The organism is Streptomyces sp. NPDC057249 (assembly GCF_042669245.1).
Classification (GTDB): Bacteria; Actinomycetota; Actinomycetes; order Streptomycetales; family Streptomycetaceae; genus Streptomyces.
On record NZ_JBHUXS010000002.1, the window covers coordinates 330,084 to 348,159 of the forward strand.

The following is an 18,076-nucleotide window of genomic DNA, read 5'->3' on the forward strand; positions in this document are numbered from 1 at the left end:
TCTCGATGTCGAGATAACTCTAGTACATGACCGTGGAAGGGTCATGTCCGGGCGCCCCCCGCGGGCGGCGTGGCGTGCGTACGGCGACGGATCAGCTCCTTGCCCTCCTCGGGCAGCGCGTCCGCCACCGCGAGGAGCGGCAGCAGTTCCGGCTCCAGGGTCATGGCCCGGAACTCCAGCGCGACGGTCACCTCGTGGGCGGGCCGGTGCACGATCTCCAGCCGGTCCCCGGAACGGATCTCGCCGGGCTCGACCACCCGGAGGTACGCCCCGGGCAGGGCCGCCCGGGTGAACCGCTTGATCCAGCCGTCCCGCTCCAGCCAGCCCTGGAACGTCGCGCAGGGGATGCGGGCACACGACACCTCCAGGACGACGTCGGGCCCGATCCGCCACCGCTCCCCGATCAGGGCCCCGTTGACGTCCACGCCGAGGGTCGTCAGGTTCTCGCCGAACACCCCGTGGGCGAGCGGCCGGCCCAGTTCGGCCTCCCAGCCGTCCAGGTCCTCGCGCGCGTAGGCGTAGACGGCCTGGTCGGCGCCGCCGTGGTGCTTCACGTCGTAGACGCGGTCACCCGCCAGGCCCACGGCGCCGGTGCCCTTGGGCCCGGGGGCGGTCACCGCGACCGGCCCGTCGACGGGGCGCTTGTCGATGCCGGTCGCGCTGATCCCCTTCCAGGGATTGGGGCGGGGGCGGCCTATGTTGACGGAGAGCACGCACGTCCGGGAAGAGTCCATGGGGCGGGACCCTACGAGCGACGGGCCGCGGCCGCGAGGGAGTTTCGGTCCGCCCTTCACTCCCCCGCCCCCACCGGCACACCACTCTCACCCGAACGGCACACCCCCACGCGAGTGCAATCTCATATCTGAGATAGCCTTTCGGCATGTCAGATGACTACCTCGTACGTATCGGCAAGCTCATCCGTGACGCCCGTCAGCACCGGGGCTGGACGCAGAGCCAGCTCGCCGAGGCGCTCGGCACCAGCCAGAGCGCGGTGAACCGCATCGAGCGCGGCAATCAAAACATCAGCCTTGAGATGATCGCCCGCATCGGTGAAGCACTCGACAGCGAAATCGTCTCGCTCGGCTACGCCGGCCCCATGCATCTGCGCGTGGTGGGCGGGCGCCGCCTGTCCGGCGCCATCGACGTCAAGACCAGCAAGAACGCCTGCGTGGCGCTGCTGTGCGCGTCGCTGCTCAACAAGGGCCGTACGGTGCTGCGCCGCGTGGCCCGCATCGAGGAGGTCTACCGCCTCCTGGAGGTGCTCAACTCCATCGGTGTGCGCGCCCGCTGGATCAACGACGGCACCGACCTGGAGATCGTGCCGCCGGCCCGGCTCGACATGGACGCCATCGACGCGGACGCCGCCCGCCGCACGCGCTCCATCATCATGTTCCTCGGCCCGCTGCTGCACCGCATGGACGCCTTCAAGCTGCCGTACGCGGGCGGCTGCGACCTCGGTACGCGCACGATCGAGCCGCACATGATCGCCCTGCGCCGCTTCGGCCTGGACATCGCCGCCACCGAGGGGATCTACCACGCCCGGGTGGACCACTCCGTCACCCCCGGCCGCCCCATCGTCCTGACCGAGCGCGGCGACACCGTGACCGAGAACGCCCTTCTGGCCGCCGCCCGCCACGACGGCACCACGGTGATCCGGAACGCCTCCTCCAACTACATGGTCCAGGACCTCTGCTTCTTCCTGGAGGCGCTGGGCGTACGCGTGGACGGCATCGGCACGACGACCCTCACGGTGCACGGTGTGCCCGACATCGACGTGGACGTGGACTACTCGCCCTCCGAGGACCCGGTCGAGGCGATGAGCCTGCTCGCCGCCGCCGTCGTCACGGAGTCCGAGCTGACGATCCGCCGGGTCCCCATCGAGTTCCTGGAGATCGAGTTGGCGGTCCTGGAGGAGATGGGCGTCGACTGCGACCGCACCGCGGAGTACGCGGCGGACAACGGCCGCACCCGCCTGGTCGACCTGACGGTCCGCCCCTCCAAACTGGAGGCGCCGATCGACAAGATCCACCCGATGCCGTTCCCCGGCCTCAACATCGACAACGTCCCGTTCTTCGCCGCCATCGCGGCCTCGGCCCACGGCCAGACCCTGATCCACGACTGGGTCTACGACAACCGCGCGATCTACCTCACCGACCTCAACCGCCTCGGCGGCCGCCTCCAGCTCCTGGACCCGCACCGCGTCCTGGTCGAGGGCCCCACCCGCTGGCGCGCCGCCGAAATGATGTGCCCCCCGGCCCTGCGCCCGGCGGTGGTCGTCCTCCTCGCGATGATGGCGGCAGAGGGCACGTCGGTCCTGCGCAACGTGTACGTGATCAATCGCGGCTACGAGGAACTGGCGGAGCGGCTGAACTCGGTGGGGGCGCAGATCGAGATCTTCCGGGACATCTGAGTAGCCTCAGATGCAACGTCGCTAATCCCCTCCTGACCTGCATGTATGCGAGCCAGGAGGGGATTAGCCGGTGCCTGTGGGACTTGTCTGGGACTTTTGGGTCGGGACCGGGAGACTACCGGCCCCTGGAGGCTGGGGGACGCTTGGTCGGTGCTCCATGTGGTGCGTCATACGAATCATGCGGAGCAGCCACCCAATCGGAGAAGACCCGGTACAACGAGCTGTCTCCAACTCGGGATGCGCGGCCGTGCGCCCCATGCACCGGCTCAGGTATCCGAAAAACTCCCAGAAGGCACATTGTCCTGACGCGACATTGCTGAGCCGTGAAGCATGCGCCGAGCCAGCGCGTCGATCTCGGCAAGCAACCCCGCGGGCTGCTGTTCCAAGTCAATGGCGTGCTGGTGGAGCACTGTACCGGCATGTCGCACACGGTGGCTGATGTTTGGGGCGTTGCCCTTCGCGTACACCAGGTGCCCCTCCGGCAGCCCCAGGGCAGTGCAGTAGGCCAGCATTTGGTACAGGTCCTCATTCGGAAAGCCGCGTTTTCTGCGAGCCTTGTACTTGGCGTCCGCGACGATCAGTGGGGTACCGGACTCTCCGTACCAGACGAAATCGGGTCGCAGGCGGATCGCATCCCCTTCGTCCATGTGGATGTTCCGCGCCTGGAGGACACTTCTGCCACCGCAGGGGCGCATGGCCTCCCGCAGCGCCGTACAGACGAAGTCCTCGTAGATGCCGTTCATGTCGAACAGGAATCCGTTCATGCGCAGCTGCCCGGGCAGGTGCTCGGCCGACCCTCCTCTCAGCACTGCCTCGGATAGGTGGAGTGCCGGGTAATATCGGGTGTTGAGCCGCGTCGGATGCCAAGCGGGTGGTGTCTGCCCCCGGGTGAGCGGTGTGATGTCCACCAGCCGGGACCGCTGGTGCATCAGACGCGTGCGTACGGTTCGGGGGATACCGGGGAGGCGCAGGAGGCGGTCGACGGACGTGCGGAGGATGCGGTTCTCGGCGATGTCCGTGGTGAATTCGTCGTACGTCACCTCCGCGGGCACGGGCATGCCGAACCGGCGGCGGATCTGTTCGGACTCGCGGAGCCGGCCGCGTACGACGGGGGACGACTCCTCGGCCGTCCGGTAGCCCTGGAGCAGGCCCTGCCGCAGTGCGCGGTCGATCTGGCGCTCGACGGCGTGCGCGAACGCCGGGAGGAGGTCGTCGTGCGCGGCCAGGTCCACGGCGCCGTCCCGCCAGCCCCGGGGGTCGCTACTGTAGCCGAGCAGGAAGAGCAGGCGGGCGATCGGCACCTTGGGGGTGATCCGCACCGTGACGCCTTCGCCGCCGGGGACAGCGAGCGTGACGGCGCCTACCCTGCTGCCGGCGCGCAGTCGCCAGGCGCCCGGGTCGTAGGGATCCGGACCGGCCTCTTCCAGGATCCTGGAGGCGGCCAGTGCGCGGCCCACGGCGCCGGGGAGCCGGACTGAGCGCGCGGGTCCGTGTTCGACGAGCGGGACGTCGAAGGTCACTGCGCGCTGGTCCCGTCGCTCGGTTCGGGCGAGGTGGTGCGTGACGCGAGCGTCCTGCGGAGTGCCGGCAGGCCGTAGCGGCCCTCGATGTCCACACCTTCGCCGTAATGGTGCTCCTCCAGGAGCGGGAGGATCTTCGTCCGCCAGGTCCGTTCCAGTCCGCCCTCGCGGTAGACGCCGGGCTTCATCAGGTACGACGGTCCGATCTTGAAGTCAGGTTCGTCGATGCGGGCGTTGAGGGCATCGAGCAGGTCCGCGGGTTCGGGGTCCTTCTCCTCGGACTCCAGCCAGGAACGCAGCAGTCCTCGGGTCGGATCGATGCGCGGGGACAGCTCGACGAACGCGAAGCGCCGGCGCATCGCCGCGTCGACGAGGGCGATCGAGCGGTCGGCCGTGTTCATGGTGCCGATGACGAAGAGGTTGGGGGGCAGGAAGAAGTCCTCGTCCGAGTAGGTCAGCCGCACCGACAGGTCGCGGTATTCGAGGAGGAAGTACAGCTCGCCGAAGACCTTAGCGAGGTTGGCCCGGTTGATCTCGTCGATGACCAGGAAGTGCGGGATGTGCCGGTTGCCCTCCTTGCGGGCCAGTTCGGCGAACTCGCGCAGCGGGCCGGCCGTGAGCCGGAAGGCGACCTCGTGCGTGCTGGAATCCTCTCGGGGGCGGAAGCCCTCAAAGAAGTCCTCGTAGGAGTACGACGGGTGGAACTGGACCAGTTCGACTTGTTCCGGTCCGCCGCCGAAGAACACGGCGAGCTTCTGCGCGAGGAAGGTCTTGCCCGTCCCGGGAGGGCCGTAGAAGATCAGCTGCTTCTCGTCGTGGAGCAGTTGTCTGATCTCCTGCAGCCATTCGAGGTGGTGCACGTGGAGCTTCTTCCGCAGTTCCTCGGTGGGCTCGGGCAGCTCCACGTCGCGGCGAGCGGCGACGGCCAGGGGCTCGGCGCTGATCCCAGTGCCGTCGGCCAGGGCCTCCTTCACGAGTTCCTCGTCGCTGACCCCGAGGCCGTCAACGACGGCCTTGACGGTGGTGAGGTCGACCACGTCGTGGCGCGACGAGAGCTTCTGACGCAGTTCCTGAGGCAGTTCGTCCAGTGGGAAGCTCTCGCCTCCCCACTCCACGGGGCGCCACAGGACGCGGCTTCCATCGTCGGCGACGAGGTGCTCGACGTTGCCGGTGATCTTCCCGGTGTGGAGCCGGCCGTCGGCGAGTGCGCACACCGTGTCGCCTGGGCGCATCCTGGAGAGGAAGGTGTGCAGCTCGTCGACGAGCTGCGGCTTCTCGGTGTACGTCGCCGTCGACCCGTAGTCCTCGTCGACGAAAGTGCGCAGCTGTTCCTTGCTGATGCCCTGGGTGGCGGCGGGACGCAGGTGGGCGGCGGTCAGGGACACCCTGCCTTCGGGGAGCCACGCACGCCGGAACAGGTCAGGGCCGGCCGAATGCGGCCCCCGCACCAGCCAGGCGCGGCTCGGACCCGACCACACCTGGCCGAGGAAGTCGGCGAGCGGCCGGCCGTCCTCGGTCTTCCACTCCATCCACCCGTTGCTGCTGCGGCCCAGGAGGATCTCCCCCGCAGCGGAGGGCGAGTTGCACTCCACATCCTCGACCACTTCGAGCCAGCCCGGCCACGTGGACGTTTCGCGTATCACCCCGTCCGCGATGAGCCGTTCGCGCAGGCGGTACGAGGAAGGCGTCTTCGCCGGGAACGACGGGACGACGTCGGGTCGCGCCGGGGAGCCCGCGAGCACCACCATCTTCTGGCTGCCGTTGGTCCCGCTCTCGGTCAGCAGCCGGCCTCTGGCCGTGGGCCCGCCATACGGCAGGCGCAGCTGGAACTCCGGGTACGAATCGGGCATCGGTGTCCTTGGATCGGAGGGTAGGGCCGGGTGCATTGTGGAGTGCTCGTGATCCACTTCGGTGTCGCTTCGTGTATTTCCGGCCAACTCCGACGCCTCGGCCGACACAGATCCGGCCGCGCGTTGCCGTGCAGGGCGGCCGACGCCCATGATCGGGAGCGGAGCACCGGCACGGCGAGGGGGAACGGTGGGCACCGGAATGACGAGCGGACCAACCAGGCAGCGGCACACCGAGGACCTGCCGGCGGCGCTGTCCATGACGCCCGCGCAGCTCGCCCAAGCGATCGGCCGGTTCGACGGCGACACAACGGCCATGGTGACGGCCGCCATCCGCACAGCCGGGCGCGCCTTCGAGGAGCTCGACGCCTGCTACGAGGTCATCGACGACGCCTCGGTCACGAGCCGGGCGATCGCCGCCCGGCTGAGCGCCCTGCTCGCGGCGGAGGACGAGCCGGGCGTCGGTCGGGAGCTGGACGCCCTGGACGCGGTCTCCGCTCGCGCCCGCGGCACGGACCGCGCCCGAGAGCTGCTGCACCGCGTCCTCGGGCGGGAGGAGGCGACCGAGCGCGCCCTGCCGGCGGTGCGCCGTCTCACCGGGGCGGACCTGCCCGCTCTCCCTTCCGCGTACGCGGACGACGCGGGTTTCGACGACCTAATGGCCTTGGCCGCCCGCGAGGAGGAGCTGGCGCCACGGCTGCGTGATGCGCATGCCGAACGCCTCCGCGAGGTGGCCGCGCACCTCGTCCACGTGGTGGAGCAGGTCGCGGTCGTGGGGTTCACCGACGAGGCCTTCCCCCGGGAATCGGCGCACGAGGCCCGCCGGGCCCACGCACTCTGGGTCCGGTGCCTCGCGGAGCGCAGGCGCGACTTCGGATAGCGGGCCGTCTCCGCGCCCGTACGGCATCGGTCTCCGGCCGGATACCGTGTGCGGTGCGACCGGACACGTCAGCTCCGTCCTCACGCTCACGAGCAGAAAGGCCCCTCGTGCACATCGCTCCCCTCAGCCCGCATGACCCCGTCGAGCTGGGCGGCTACGAGCTGCTCGGCCGCATCGGGCACGGTGGCATGGGGCAGGTGTACCTGGGCGAGTCACCCGGCGGGGAGCCCGCGGCCGTCAAGGTGATCAAGCCGTCGGTCGTGGACTCCGAGACCCGGCAGCGCTTCGCCCAGGAAGTGGAGATCCTCAAGACGATCTGGGGTGCGCGGATCGCGGCGCTGCTCGACGCCGACGCGGAGGCCGATCCGCCGTGGCTGGCCACCGAGTACATCGAGGGCCCCGACCTGAGCCGGCACGTGGCCCTGCACGGCCCGCTGCCCTCGCTGCTCGCCGCCTCCCTCGGGGCGACGCTCGCCGAAGCGCTCGCCACCGTGCACAAGCAGGGTCTGCTGCACCGTGACCTCAAGCCCGCGAACGTGCTGCTCGGCCCCAACGGGCCGAAGGTCATCGACTTCGGTCTCGCGGTGTTCGCCGAGTCGAGCGTGTCCCTGACCGCGCCCAACGCCGTGGTCGGCACCCCGGCCTGCATGGCGCCCGAGCAGGCGCGAGGCGACCGGCCGCTGACGCCCGCGGTCGACGTGCACGCGCTCGGCGCCGTGATGCTGTTCGCCGTCTCCGGCCACCTCCCGTACCAGGCCGCGAATATCCACGTCCTCTTCCACCAGGTCACGGACCCGGAGACGGCTCCCGACCTGTCGGGGGTCCCCGACGAGCTGGTGCCCCTGCTGACGGCGATGCTCGCGCACCGGGCCGAGGACCGGCCGGCGCTGAGCGACGTCGTCCAGCAGTGCCGGGCGGTCATCGAGGCGCAGGGCTTCAAGGTCGCCCAGGCACGGCGCCGGCTCACGACGCACACGGCGGCGGCTCCCTCGCATCCGCTGGACAACCTGCCGCCGACGGTCGCCCTCCCGCTGCCGCCCACCGTCCCGGCGGCTCCCGGGCCAAGCACGTCGCCGACGGCAGCGCCCACCGTGGTGCTCCACCCGGACACCGTCATGCTCCACTCGGACGCCACCCCGCCGGCCGTCCCCGCGCCTGACACCGACGAGCAGGTCGTCCCCGAGCCGACCCCCACGCTCGTCGACCGTCCCACACCGCGGTCCGGAACCGCCGCGCCCTCGTCCGCGCCCGCCGCTCCGCGGCCCTCCACGGACACGGACAGCCCGTCGTCCACGCCGCCGGCCACTCCCCGCGGCCGCTCCGGGCAGCGCCTCCCTTCCGCCCAGGCCCGGATCACCGCACAGCGGCTCCGCGAGGTGTACGCGGCCCAGGCGCCGTTCTGACACCGGCGGGCTCCCGATGCCGGCGGACCCGCGATACTGAGGGGCCTGCCACCACCGTCACGAAACACCACAGGAGGACACGGGTGACCGCCGTCCAGACCAGCCCCGAGCAGCACGGCGACGCGTCGGACGCGGCGGGGCAGGAGCAGTTCCCGGCAGGCGCGCAGGTGCTCGTACGCGACGAGGTGTGGCTGGTCAGGAACGCGGTGCCGACCGCCGACGACGGCACCCGGATCGAGGTGGTGGGGGTGTCCGACTTCGTGCGGGACCAGGAGGCCGTGTTCTTCACGGGCCTGGACACCGTCGAGCTCATCGATCCGCGCGACACCCGGCTGATCGCGGACGACTCCCCCACCTACCGGCGCTCCCGGCTGTTCCTGGAGGCCGTGCTGCGCCGTACGGCGCTGCCCCAGTCCGAGCGGCGGCTCGCGTTCGCGGACTCCTTCCTCCTGGACCCGCTCCCCTACCAGCGCCGCCCTGCCGAGCTCGCGCTCTCCGGCGCCAATCTGCGCCCCCGGCTGCTGATCGCGGACGTGGTGGGACTGGGCAAGACGCTGGAGATCGGTCTGACGCTCGCCGAGCTCATCCGGCGCGGCCGGGGCGAGCGCATCCTCGTCGTCACGCCCCAGCACGTCCTGGAGCAGTTCCAGCACGAGCTGTGGACGCGGTTCGCCATTCCACTGGTCCGCCTGGACTCGGTGGGCATCGAGCGGATCCAGCGCGAGATCCCCGCGGGACGGAACCCGTTCACCTTCTTCAAGCGCGTGATCGTCTCGATCGACACGCTGAAGAACACCGACCAGTACCGCCACCACCTGGAGCAGATCCGCTGGGACGCGGTCGTCATCGACGAGTCGCACAACCTGATCAACCGCGGCTCCCTGCGCAACCAGCTCGCCCAGACCCTGGCGCCGCGCACCGACGCCCTGATCCTCGCTTCCGCCACGCCGCACAACGGCGACGCGAGGTCGTTCGCCGAGCTGATCGCCCTGCTGGACCCGGCAGCGATCCGCGACCCGGAGAACTACCGGGCCGAGGACATCGAGCACCTCTTCATCCGCCGTACGAAGGTCAGCACCGAGGTCCGCGAGCAGATGAAGGGCCAGTGGGCGGATCGCGGCCCGTCCCAGGCCGTGCACTGCCCGGCCACCCCGGCCGAGGAGCGGATCTTCGAGGAGCTGGCGGCCGTCTGGCTGCCGCGCGACGGCAGCCCGTCCGTGAGCTCGGTCCCGCTCTTCCCCTACACGCTCCTCAAGTCCTTCCTCTCCTCGCACGCGGCGCTCAAGGCCACCGTGAACGCCCGCATCAAGACCCTGGAGAAGAAGGACGACCCCCGCGCCACGGCGGCGGAGCTCGCCGCCCTGCGCCGGCTCGCGGAACTGACCGCCGACCTGACGGAGGCGGACTCGGCGAAGTTCGGCGGGCTGGTGGAGCAGCTGAAGGGCATCGGCGTCGGCCCGTCCTCCGACACCCGCGTCGTGGTCTTCTCGGAGCGCGTCCAGACCCTGGAGTGGCTCGCCACCGTCCTGCCCGCCGCCCTCGGCTTCCGGGGCCGGACCGCGAAGGACTGCCTGCGCGTGATGCACGGCGGTCTGTCCGACGAGCAGCAGATGCGGGTCGTGGAGGAGTTCGGACTGGCCGGCGCCCCGGTACGGATCCTGCTGACGGGCGACGTGGCCTCCGAGGGCGTCAACCTGCACCGCCAGTGCCACCAGCTGGTCCACTACGACGTTCCGTGGTCGCTGATCCGCATCGAGCAGCGCAACGGCCGCATCGACCGTTACGGTCAGGCCCAGCCACCGCAGTTCCGCGCCCTGATCCTCACGAGCGACACCGAGGGCGCGAAGGACGACACCCTGGTCTCCGAGCGGCTTCTGGAGCGCGAGGACCAGGCGCACCGTTCGCTCGGGACGGCGGAGGCCGTCACCGGCCTCTACCGCGCGGAGGCCGAGGAGAAGTCCCTCATCCAGGATCTGCTGCGCGGCAGGACCGTGGACGAGTCCCTCGACGGGCGCCGGTCCGGCGAGGACGCCGGCACGGATGCCATGGACGACTTCCTGGCGGACTTCTTCGGCTCGGTCGGCGACGAGCCGCAGGCGGAGGACGGAACCGCCGCCGAGTCCGCCCCCGAGGCGGCGGCCGGAGGCGCTGCCGGCGCGGGTACGGGCGAGGGCACGGGCTCCGTCCTCCCCCGTCTCTTCGACTCGACCGCCCACTTCCTGGACGAGGCGCTGCGCGAGGTGTACCCGGACGCCCGGGACCGCCTGGACCTCGACCGTGACGAGCAGTCGGGCCTGCTGTCCTTCCGCCCCCCGGCCGACCTCCTCCACCGCCTCAAGGCGCTGCCAGTGGACTACCTGCGCGAACAGCGACTGCGGGAGCGGCTGCTGGTCACCTTCAACCGGCGTCTCGCCCAGCACTCGCTCCAGCGGGCCCGCGAGGCGGGTTCCACCTCCAGCTGGCCGGAGATCTCGCTGCTGACCGACCTGCACCCAGTGGTCGAGTGGCTGACGGACAAGGTCCTCGTACGGCTCGGGCGCCAGGAGGCGCCGATGATCACGGCGGAGGTGGCGGAGCCCACCTATCTCGTCCAGGGCGTGTACTCGAACGCCCTGGGCCGGCCGACGGTCGTCAAGTGGATGGGCGTGACGCGCAGCGGGGCCGTGGACGACGACATGGTGTCGCTGCTGCGCCGCTCCGGGGTCGGCCCGACGATGGCGAACAAGCTCCGCCACCGGGACCCCGCCCCGCTGGCCGCCGCCATCCCCGCCGTACTGGAGGCCGCCGAGGCCTTCATGGAGCGGCACCGGGACGCCTGGGACCGGCCGCTGCGCGAGTCGATCGAGCGCCACAAGCTGCGGCTCGGCGACTGGGAGCAGCCCACGCTGGCGGGCGAGCACACCAAGCGGCGGCTCACCGACCTCGCCGACGACCTGCTGACCACCGGGCAGCGCCCTATGCTGCGCGTCCTCGCGGTGCTGCTGCCCGACCCCGACGCACCACCGGCCGCGTCCGCGCCCCTGCCCACCACGCCCGCCGCCCTCTGAGAGAGCCACTGTCATGACGTACGACTCCCTGGTCAACCGCGGCGACTACTTCTCGGCCCACTACCTCGCCGAGGTGCTGCCCAAGGACCTCGGGACGGGCCTGCTCCAGACCTGGAAGGAGCGGGAGGAGGCCGCGAAGCCCCCGATCGGGACGGACGACGCCGGGGCGGCGCCCTCCGAGGGTTCCGACATCCTGCGCGAGGACACCAAGCGGACCCTGCCCGTCACTCCGCGGGCCGGTCTCCGGGCACTGCGCCGCGACTACTTCCGGGCCCGCTCGTTCTTCGCCCTCCCCGAGGACGCCGAGGGCACCGCCTCCACGCCCGACACGGGCGACGACGCGCTGACGTACGACGCCCCCGCCTGGCGGGAGCGGGTCCACGCCCTGAACGCCGAGGTCCTGCACGCACTGGGCTACGACGCGAAGCCCGGCAGCCTCACCGTCTGGCGGGCGGGCCAGAGCCATGAGATCACGGTCGCGCACGCCGAGAAAGGCCTCGTCGCCGTCGACTGCGGCTGGGCCGCCGAGGCGGACGCCGCCCTGGACCCCGACGGTCCGGGCCGCCTTCTCGACCCCGTCGTCCTCGACGGCTCGAACAGCCTGACCACCGGTTCCAAGCTGGCCTCGTTCCTGTTCGCCTGCGACGAGGCCCCGCGCTATGTCCTGCTGCTCGTCGGCGGCGTCGTCGTCCTCGCCGACCGGATGGCGTGGGGCGAGGGCCGCTACCTCGCCGTCTCCCTCGACACCGCGCTCCAGCGCAACGACACCCGCCCGGGCGGCGAACTCGACACCGTCGCGGCGCTGTTCGGCGTCGACTCGCTCCGCACCCCAGAGGAGGGCGGCGAGAACCCGCTCGCGGAACTCGTCGGCAAGTCCACCAAGCACGCGGTGGGCGTCTCCAGCGAGCTGCGCGACGGCCTGCGGCTGAGCGTCGAGCTGATCGCCAACGAGGTCTTGGAACGCCTCCGCGAGCAGGGCGTACGCCCGCAGGACATCGGTGAACTCCCCGAACTCGGCCGCCAGCTGACCCGCGAGTCGCTGCGCTACCTCTACCGCATCCTCTTCCTGCTGTACGCCGAGGCCCGCCCCGAGCTGGGCATCCTGCCGTCCGACTATCCCGAGTACCAGCTCGGCTACGGCCTCGGCCGGCTCGGCGAACTCGTCGCGGAGCGCGACCTCGTCGACGAGAAGTCCCGTCGCGGCTTCTACCTGTACGAGTCCCTGGACCTGCTGTTCCGTAAGGTCCAGGACGGCTACCGGCCGCGCCGCACCCACGGCGAGGCGGCGGAGACGGCGGAGACCGCCGACGCGGTCGGTACTGTCGGCGCGAAGACCAGCGAGGACCTGGGCCTGCGCTTCGAGCCCCTGCACTCCACGCTCTTCGAGCGGGACTCGATCAAGCTGATCGGCGCGGACGCCGTCGTCGACCCCCGTCACGACGCCGACGAGGCCCTCGCCCGCGGCGAGCGCGTCCGCTACCTCGACACCCGGCTCCGCAACGCCACCCTGTACGAGGTCCTGCACAAGCTCATGCTCACCAAGGGGAAAAAGGGCGAGCGCGGCGGCTTCATCTCGTACGCCCAGCTGGGCATCAACCAGCTCGGCGCCGTGTACGAGGGCCTGATGTCGTACTCCGGCTTCATCGCGGGCGAGGAGCTGTACGAGGTCGCCAAGGGCGGCGACCCGAAGGACGGCTCCTGGCTGGTGCCCAAGTCGACGGCCGACGAGTACCCGGACACGGTCTTCGTCCGACGCCCGGACCGCAACACGGGCGAGGAGCTGCGCGTCCGGTACGCCCCCGGCTCGTTCGTCTACCGGCTCTCCGGCCGCGACCGCCAGACCTCGGCCTCCTACTACACCCCGGAGTCCCTCACCAAGGTCACCGTGCAGCTGGCCCTCCAGCACCGCCTCGACCAGGACGGCACGGTCACCGAGGCCCGCGAGCTCCTCGACTGGAAGATCTGCGAGCCGGCCCTCGGCTCGGGCGCGTTCCTCAACGAGGCCATCAACCAGGTCGCCGCCGAATACCTGCGCCGCCGGCAGGAGGAACTCGGCCGCTCCATCGACACCGAGCAGTACGCCGTCGAGCTCCAGAAGGCCAAGGCGTACATCGCCCTGCACAACTCGTACGGCGTCGACCTCAACGAGACCGCCGTCGAGCTGGCCGAGGTGTCGTTGTGGCTCAACACCATGCACCCCGGCATGGAGGCCCCCTGGTTCGGCCTCCACCTGCGACGCGGCAACTCCCTCATCGGCGGCCGCCGGGAGGTGTACGGCCCCGAACGCCTGAAGAAGGGCGGCTGGCTCGGCGCGACCCCGGAGCGCTACCCGCTGGCGGACGCGCAGGCGGGCGTCCCGCTGCCGGAGGGCGCGGTGCACCACTTCCTGCTCCCGGCGAAGGAGTGGGGCGCGGTCGCCGCCGAGAAGGAGGCGAAGGCACTGGCGCCGGAGGCCGCGAAGGCGCTCGGCGCGTGGCGCAAGGCGGTCACGAAGTCCCCGACGGCCAAGCAGACGGCCCGGTTGCAGGGCCTCGCCCGGCGCACGGAGTACCTGTGGGACCTGGTCGTGCAGAGGCTGACGATCTCCGAGCGGGAGATCTCGCGGCGGGTGGACGTGTGGGAGGCGGAGCCGGAGTGGCTGCGCCGGCCGAAGGAGGCCGTGCCCCGGGAGAAGGTGCTGGCCGACCTGACGGCCGTGGACACCCCGTACTGGCGGCTGAAGAAGTTCATGGACACGTGGTGCGCGCTGTGGTTCTGGCCGGTGCAGGAGGCTGCGCTGCTGGACGGGACGGACGCGCGGTACGAGCGGGCGGAGGTCGTACCTGCGGGGCAGGGCGGGGCCGCTGCGGAGTCCGGGGCGTCGGACGTGATCCGTACGTACGAGGAGGTCGACCTCCTCGGGAACGTCACGGTAAAGGAGGTCAGGCGCGGCGACATCGACAAGCGGCGCAAGGGCACGCGCAAGGGCGAGCAGTCCTTCGCGGGCCAGCGCCGCGAAGTCATCCCGCTGGCGAACCTGAACGACTGGCTGGACTTCGCGGAGGCGCTGCTTGGCACGCACGACGTGCCGGCGGAGTCGCTGGTGGCGTCGTTCGACTCGCTTGGCGACCTGGAGCGGTACGAGGACGAGCTGCCGGACTGGATGGGAATGGACCGCTCCCACTGGCTGGAGGGGCGGTTCCCGTGGGTGGGGGTCGCGTGGGATGTGGCCAAGCGGCAGGGGTTCTTCCATTGGGAGTTGGAGTACGCCCAGGTATTTGGGGGGCGGGGCGGGTTTGATCTGCAGGTGGGGAATCCGCCGTGGGTGAGGCCGGACTGGCAAGAGGATGCGGTTCTGGCGGAGCTAGACCCTTGGTTCAAGCTCGCCGAGAAGCCAAGCGCGGCAGAGTGGCGACTGAGGAAAGAGGAGGCACTGGCTGGCGAGCAAAGCCATGCGTCGTTCATGCTCCGCGAGCTGGCCATGATCACCGGCATGGTCGCGATGATGGGAAGCCCTGCCACCTACCCGCTTCTAGTAGGAACTCGCGGAGATCTCTACCGCGCATTCATGGCACAGGTTTTGCGTCACCTGGGCCACGCCGGACGAGGCGGCCTCATCCATCCAGACACTCATTTTGGAGGAGTTCACGAAGGGGCCATTCGCGAAGCTGCATACCGACACCTGCGCGTACACGCCCATTTCATGAACTCTGCAAACTGGGCCTTCGAAGACCTAGGCCGAACGCAAGAGTTCGGTGTTCACATCTATGGATCCGAAAGGGAACCGAACTTCCTCCATCTCAGCGAATTGCGCAGTGCTGAAACCCTGCCAGCTTCACTGACCCACGACGGCCATGGGCCGGTGCCTGGGATCAAGCACAACGGCGCTTGGGACATTCGCCCGCACCTCAGTCGCGTCGTACGCGTTGACATCACGCTTCTTGCGGCATGGCAGAGGCTCACTGACTTCGAGGGGCCCCTACTTCGAACCCCGTTGCTTTATCCGGTTCTAGTGAGCGAAGAGGGCGCAATCGAGGCTATCGCGGCCCACGCTCCACGCCTATCCGCCTTTGACCCCATGATCACAATCGGTTTCCTCGAAACTACAGCCAAGCAAGATGGCCTGATCCGCTGGAACAGTCAAGCCGTGCAAGATCTGTCTGACGTGATCATCCAGGGACCTCATATCTCGGTAGCCCATCCCTTCGCGAAGGAACCCAGAATTCCCTGCAGGAGTCATCGCGATTGGAACACAGTCGCAGCAAACCGAATGGCAGCCGACCACACTCCGGCGACCAACTACAATATCGCCACCGACCGAGACACCTACCTCACGTCACAGAGCTCCTGGCACGGTGAGCCCTCTTCGTCATACTTCCGGCTTGCATGGCGTGCCATGATTCCATTTATCACTGAGCGCAGCCTCTTCGCTGCCCTGATCCCCCCTGGCCCCGCGCACGTTCACACAGTGCAGTCCATGGCCATGACAGATAATCTTCTCACTGCCCTCAACGCTGGCTTCTGGGCGGCACTCCCCCTCGACTACCTCTTGCGCATTACTGGTCGCTCTCACCTCCAGGTAGCCGAGGCTCGCAAGATGCCCGCCCCTGACCCTCGGCACCCTTTGGCCCCTGCCCTACTTCTCCGGACTCTCCGTCTCAACACCCTCACGAACCACTACGCCCCTCTCTGGGAAGAGCTGTACGACCCGCGTTGGGCAGGCTACGAGGACTGGGCCAACCCTGACTGGCCGGGGCTCAATCCCCTCGCATCGGGCCTGACGGCCACGTGGGAGTACGCCACGCCGCTCCGAACCGAGTATGAACGGCGCGCTGCCCTCGTTGAGATCGACGCACTTGTCTCAGTCTGGCTTGGCATCACTGCTGACCAGATCGCCGCTATTTACAAGACGCGTTTCCCAATCCTCCACGATTACGAGGCACAAACCTACTTCGACGCCAACGGCCGCAAGATCGCTGCCAACTACAACACTTACGGCTACGGCCAGACCAAGCAGGACTGGCTCGACTTCGAAGCCCACCTCTCCGACCCTGCCAACACCCCACCCCCCGCCGGCTACGTCGGGCCCTTCTACAAGACCGACCGTGAAGCCGAGATGCGGGCCGCGCACGCGCACTTCCAGGCGCGGCTGGACAAGGAGATCGAGCTCGGCCGTTGGACGCCTCCGGCGCGTAAGGCGACCATCGAAAGCGCGGCATGACACGTGGCTACCCCGGGCCCTTCGAGGTCCGGGGCAGCCACGTCGTTGTACTACCGGCTGGCGAAGCCGACGAAGGCGGTCCAGGCAGATCCGTCGACCACGAGCCCGGGACGGCGCGTGTCCTTGGAGTCGCGCACGTGGACGCTGCCCAGGCGTTCAGCCACCTCGACGCACTGGCCGCCCTAGCCGCTGCTGTAGCTGCTCTTGACCCACCGCAGGTCCGGCTCGCTCGGGTCAGGTGTTGCCTTCTTCATGTCGCTCCAAGCAACTTCTCAATGAGGTCCAGCGATTCACGCGGAGTGAGGGCCTGGGCGCGGAGAAGGCCGTACTGTTCTTCAAGCTCCCGGACAGACTTCCGCTCCGTGTAGAGGCGACTGTGTTTGTAGGCCTCCACATAGGCAATCCTCCGTCCATCGATCGTTTCGATCAAGGTGAAGGGTCCGGCCAGGCCGGCATGCTCCTCCCGCCCGTTCGGCATCACCTGAATCTCCACGTTACGCCGCTGGCCACAGAGCAGAAGATGCTCTAACTGGCCTCGCATCACGCCTCCGCCACCGAGGGGACGCGTGAGTACCGACTCCTCGATGACGAAGCTGGTGGTCGGCAAGGGCTGCCGGATGAAGATGCCTTGCCTGGCCAGTCGGGCCTGCACGCGCTCCTCGATCGTGTCCTCGCTCAGGAGCGGCCGCCTCATGGTGAAGACGGCTCGGGGTACTCCTCGGTCTGCAGCAGCCCGTTGACGATGTGCGTGTCGTACACATGCAGCTCAACCGCCTCCGGCTCCAACTTCGCCGCATCCCGGAAGAACGCCGGATACTGCGCCCGCGCCACCTCCTCCTTCATCTCCTTCAGGACCTCGCCCGCGTCCAGCAGCTCGTCCGCCTGGTCGATGAAGCGAGGCGGCGGGACCCTCCGGCCCTGCTCGTACGCCGCGATCGTCGACGCCGAGTACCCCAGCCTCGCCCCGAACTCCGACCGCTCCACCCCGGCCCGTACCCGGAACCGTTTCAGCTGGCGGCCGAAGACGCGCAGGATGCCCGAGCCCCCGTCCGGGCCTGCGGCGTCGCCTGCCGCATCGTCATCATCTGCCCGCTGGGTGGATTCGTTCATGCCCGCCCTCACCTCCACCGGCCAACGCCGCTCCGCGTCGGCCGTCACGCTCCGCGCCGCCTACAGGCACCGACACCGCGCCTACCGCTGCCCCCTGTACGCACGTCGAGCCTTACTCAGCGTAAGCGGGACGCGCCAGCCTGTGTCCCATGAACAGCGAAACTTCACCCGCGTCCCTTGCCCTTGAGTTCGCAATGCGTTTCACGTCCTCCCCGCGCGGCGCCCGCCTCGCCCGGCGGCTCGCCTCTCACCGTCTGGACTGCTGGGGGCACCCGTACACCTCGACCGCCAACGAGACGATGACGCTGATCGCCGCCGAGCTGACCGGTAACGCCGTGCGTCACGGGCACGTGCCTGGGCGGGACTTCCACCTCCGGCTCATCGACTCGGCGGACACCCTGCGTATCGAGGTCACCGACACCCGTACCGAGCGCGTACCGCTGCTCTCCTCCCACGAGCCGCCCGGGGACGCCAAGTCGGGGCGGGGGCTGCTGGTCGTGGCGCGGCTGGCGAGTCGGTGGGCGGTGGTGGCGCGCATGGGCGCTCCGGGGAAGACCGTCTGGGCCGAGCTGTGCCTTTCACGCCAATGACCAGCGGTTTTTCGGAAACGAGCCGACGGCCTGTCCGTGCCTGCCGCTAGCGTCGTTCGTCCGTGTGTA

General features: G+C 69.5%; 9 protein-coding genes and 2 pseudogenes. 6 read left to right on the plus strand and 5 right to left on the minus strand.

What is annotated here, in order from left to right:
* Window positions 1-41 precede the first annotated feature (41 nt).
* Window positions 42-734, minus strand: a complete 693-nt coding sequence (locus ACFUJY_RS05130; RefSeq protein WP_383294710.1) for an MOSC domain-containing protein — start codon at window positions 732-734, stop codon at window positions 42-44.
* Window positions 735-880: 146 nt separating this feature from the next.
* On the opposite strand from ACFUJY_RS05130, the gene ACFUJY_RS05135 reads away from it, so the two are divergent.
* Window positions 881-2,410, plus strand: a complete 1,530-nt coding sequence (locus tag ACFUJY_RS05135; protein ID WP_383294712.1) for a helix-turn-helix domain-containing protein — start codon at window positions 881-883, stop codon at window positions 2,408-2,410.
* 266 nt (window positions 2,411-2,676) lie between these two features.
* Here ACFUJY_RS05135 and ACFUJY_RS05140 read toward each other — a convergent pair whose 3' ends face one another.
* Both ACFUJY_RS05140 and ACFUJY_RS05145 read right to left on the minus strand, forming a co-directional pair.
* Window positions 2,677-3,930, minus strand: a complete 1,254-nt coding sequence (locus ACFUJY_RS05140) for an McrC family protein (RefSeq protein ID WP_383294715.1) — start codon at window positions 3,928-3,930, stop codon at window positions 2,677-2,679.
* On the minus strand, window positions 3,927-5,780 hold the full coding sequence (locus tag ACFUJY_RS05145) for a DUF4357 domain-containing protein (protein WP_383294718.1): 1,854 nt from the start codon (window positions 5,778-5,780) through the stop codon (window positions 3,927-3,929). Before ACFUJY_RS05145 ends, ACFUJY_RS05140 begins: the two co-directional genes overlap by 4 nt.
* A 199-nt stretch (window positions 5,781-5,979) precedes the next feature.
* Here ACFUJY_RS05145 and ACFUJY_RS05150 point away from each other — a divergent pair, with 199 nt between their 5' ends.
* The 4 genes from ACFUJY_RS05150 (at window position 5,980) to ACFUJY_RS05165 (ending at window position 16,307) form a co-directional block, all read left to right on the plus strand.
* Window positions 5,980-6,657 carry a hypothetical protein gene (locus tag ACFUJY_RS05150; protein WP_383294721.1) on the plus strand — a complete coding sequence of 226 codons (678 nt, stop codon included), beginning with the start codon at window positions 5,980-5,982 and terminating at the stop codon, window positions 6,655-6,657.
* Between the two features lie 107 nt (window positions 6,658-6,764).
* Entirely contained in the window at window positions 6,765-8,060 is a 1,296-nt protein-coding gene (locus ACFUJY_RS05155; RefSeq protein WP_383294724.1) for a protein kinase, read from the plus strand.
* An 83-nt stretch (window positions 8,061-8,143) separates the two neighbouring features.
* On the plus strand, window positions 8,144-11,107 hold the full coding sequence (locus ACFUJY_RS05160; protein WP_383294728.1) for a DEAD/DEAH box helicase: 2,964 nt from the start codon (window positions 8,144-8,146) through the stop codon (window positions 11,105-11,107).
* Window positions 11,108-11,120: 13 nt separating this feature from the next.
* On the plus strand, window positions 11,121-16,307 hold the full coding sequence (locus ACFUJY_RS05165) for a class I SAM-dependent DNA methyltransferase (RefSeq protein ID WP_383294731.1): 5,187 nt from the start codon (window positions 11,121-11,123) through the stop codon (window positions 16,305-16,307).
* 50 nt (window positions 16,308-16,357) lie between these two features.
* On the opposite strand, the pseudogene ACFUJY_RS05170 reads toward ACFUJY_RS05165, so the two are convergent.
* Both ACFUJY_RS05170 and ACFUJY_RS05175 read right to left on the minus strand, forming a co-directional pair.
* A pseudogene (locus ACFUJY_RS05170) lies at window positions 16,358-16,561 on the minus strand (DUF397 domain-containing protein).
* Window positions 16,558-17,417, minus strand: a pseudogene (locus ACFUJY_RS05175) (helix-turn-helix domain-containing protein). The pseudogenes ACFUJY_RS05170 and ACFUJY_RS05175 overlap by 4 nt, the downstream one beginning before the upstream one ends.
* Before the next feature lie 194 nt (window positions 17,418-17,611).
* Here ACFUJY_RS05175 and ACFUJY_RS05180 point away from each other — a divergent pair.
* Complete coding sequence (locus ACFUJY_RS05180; protein ID WP_383294734.1) at window positions 17,612-18,007, plus strand: ATP-binding protein; 396 nt, start codon at window positions 17,612-17,614, stop codon at window positions 18,005-18,007.
* Window positions 18,008-18,076 lie beyond the last annotated feature (69 nt).

Excerpts from the sequence above, each read along its gene's own strand:
- ACFUJY_RS05130 (WP_383294710.1), bottom strand. The coding sequence starts at position 734 with ATGGACTCTTCCCGGACGTGCGTGCTCTCCGTCAACATAGGCCGCCCC.
- ACFUJY_RS05135 (WP_383294712.1), top strand. The coding sequence starts at position 881 with ATGTCAGATGACTACCTCGTACGTATCGGCAAGCTCATCCGTGACGCC.
- ACFUJY_RS05145 (WP_383294718.1), bottom strand. The coding sequence starts at position 5,780 with ATGCCCGATTCGTACCCGGAGTTCCAGCTGCGCCTGCCGTATGGCGGG.
- ACFUJY_RS05150 (WP_383294721.1), top strand. The coding sequence starts at position 5,980 with ATGACGAGCGGACCAACCAGGCAGCGGCACACCGAGGACCTGCCGGCG.
- ACFUJY_RS05165 (WP_383294731.1), top strand. The coding sequence starts at position 11,121 with ATGACGTACGACTCCCTGGTCAACCGCGGCGACTACTTCTCGGCCCAC.
- ACFUJY_RS05180 (WP_383294734.1), top strand. The coding sequence starts at position 17,612 with ATGCGTTTCACGTCCTCCCCGCGCGGCGCCCGCCTCGCCCGGCGGCTC.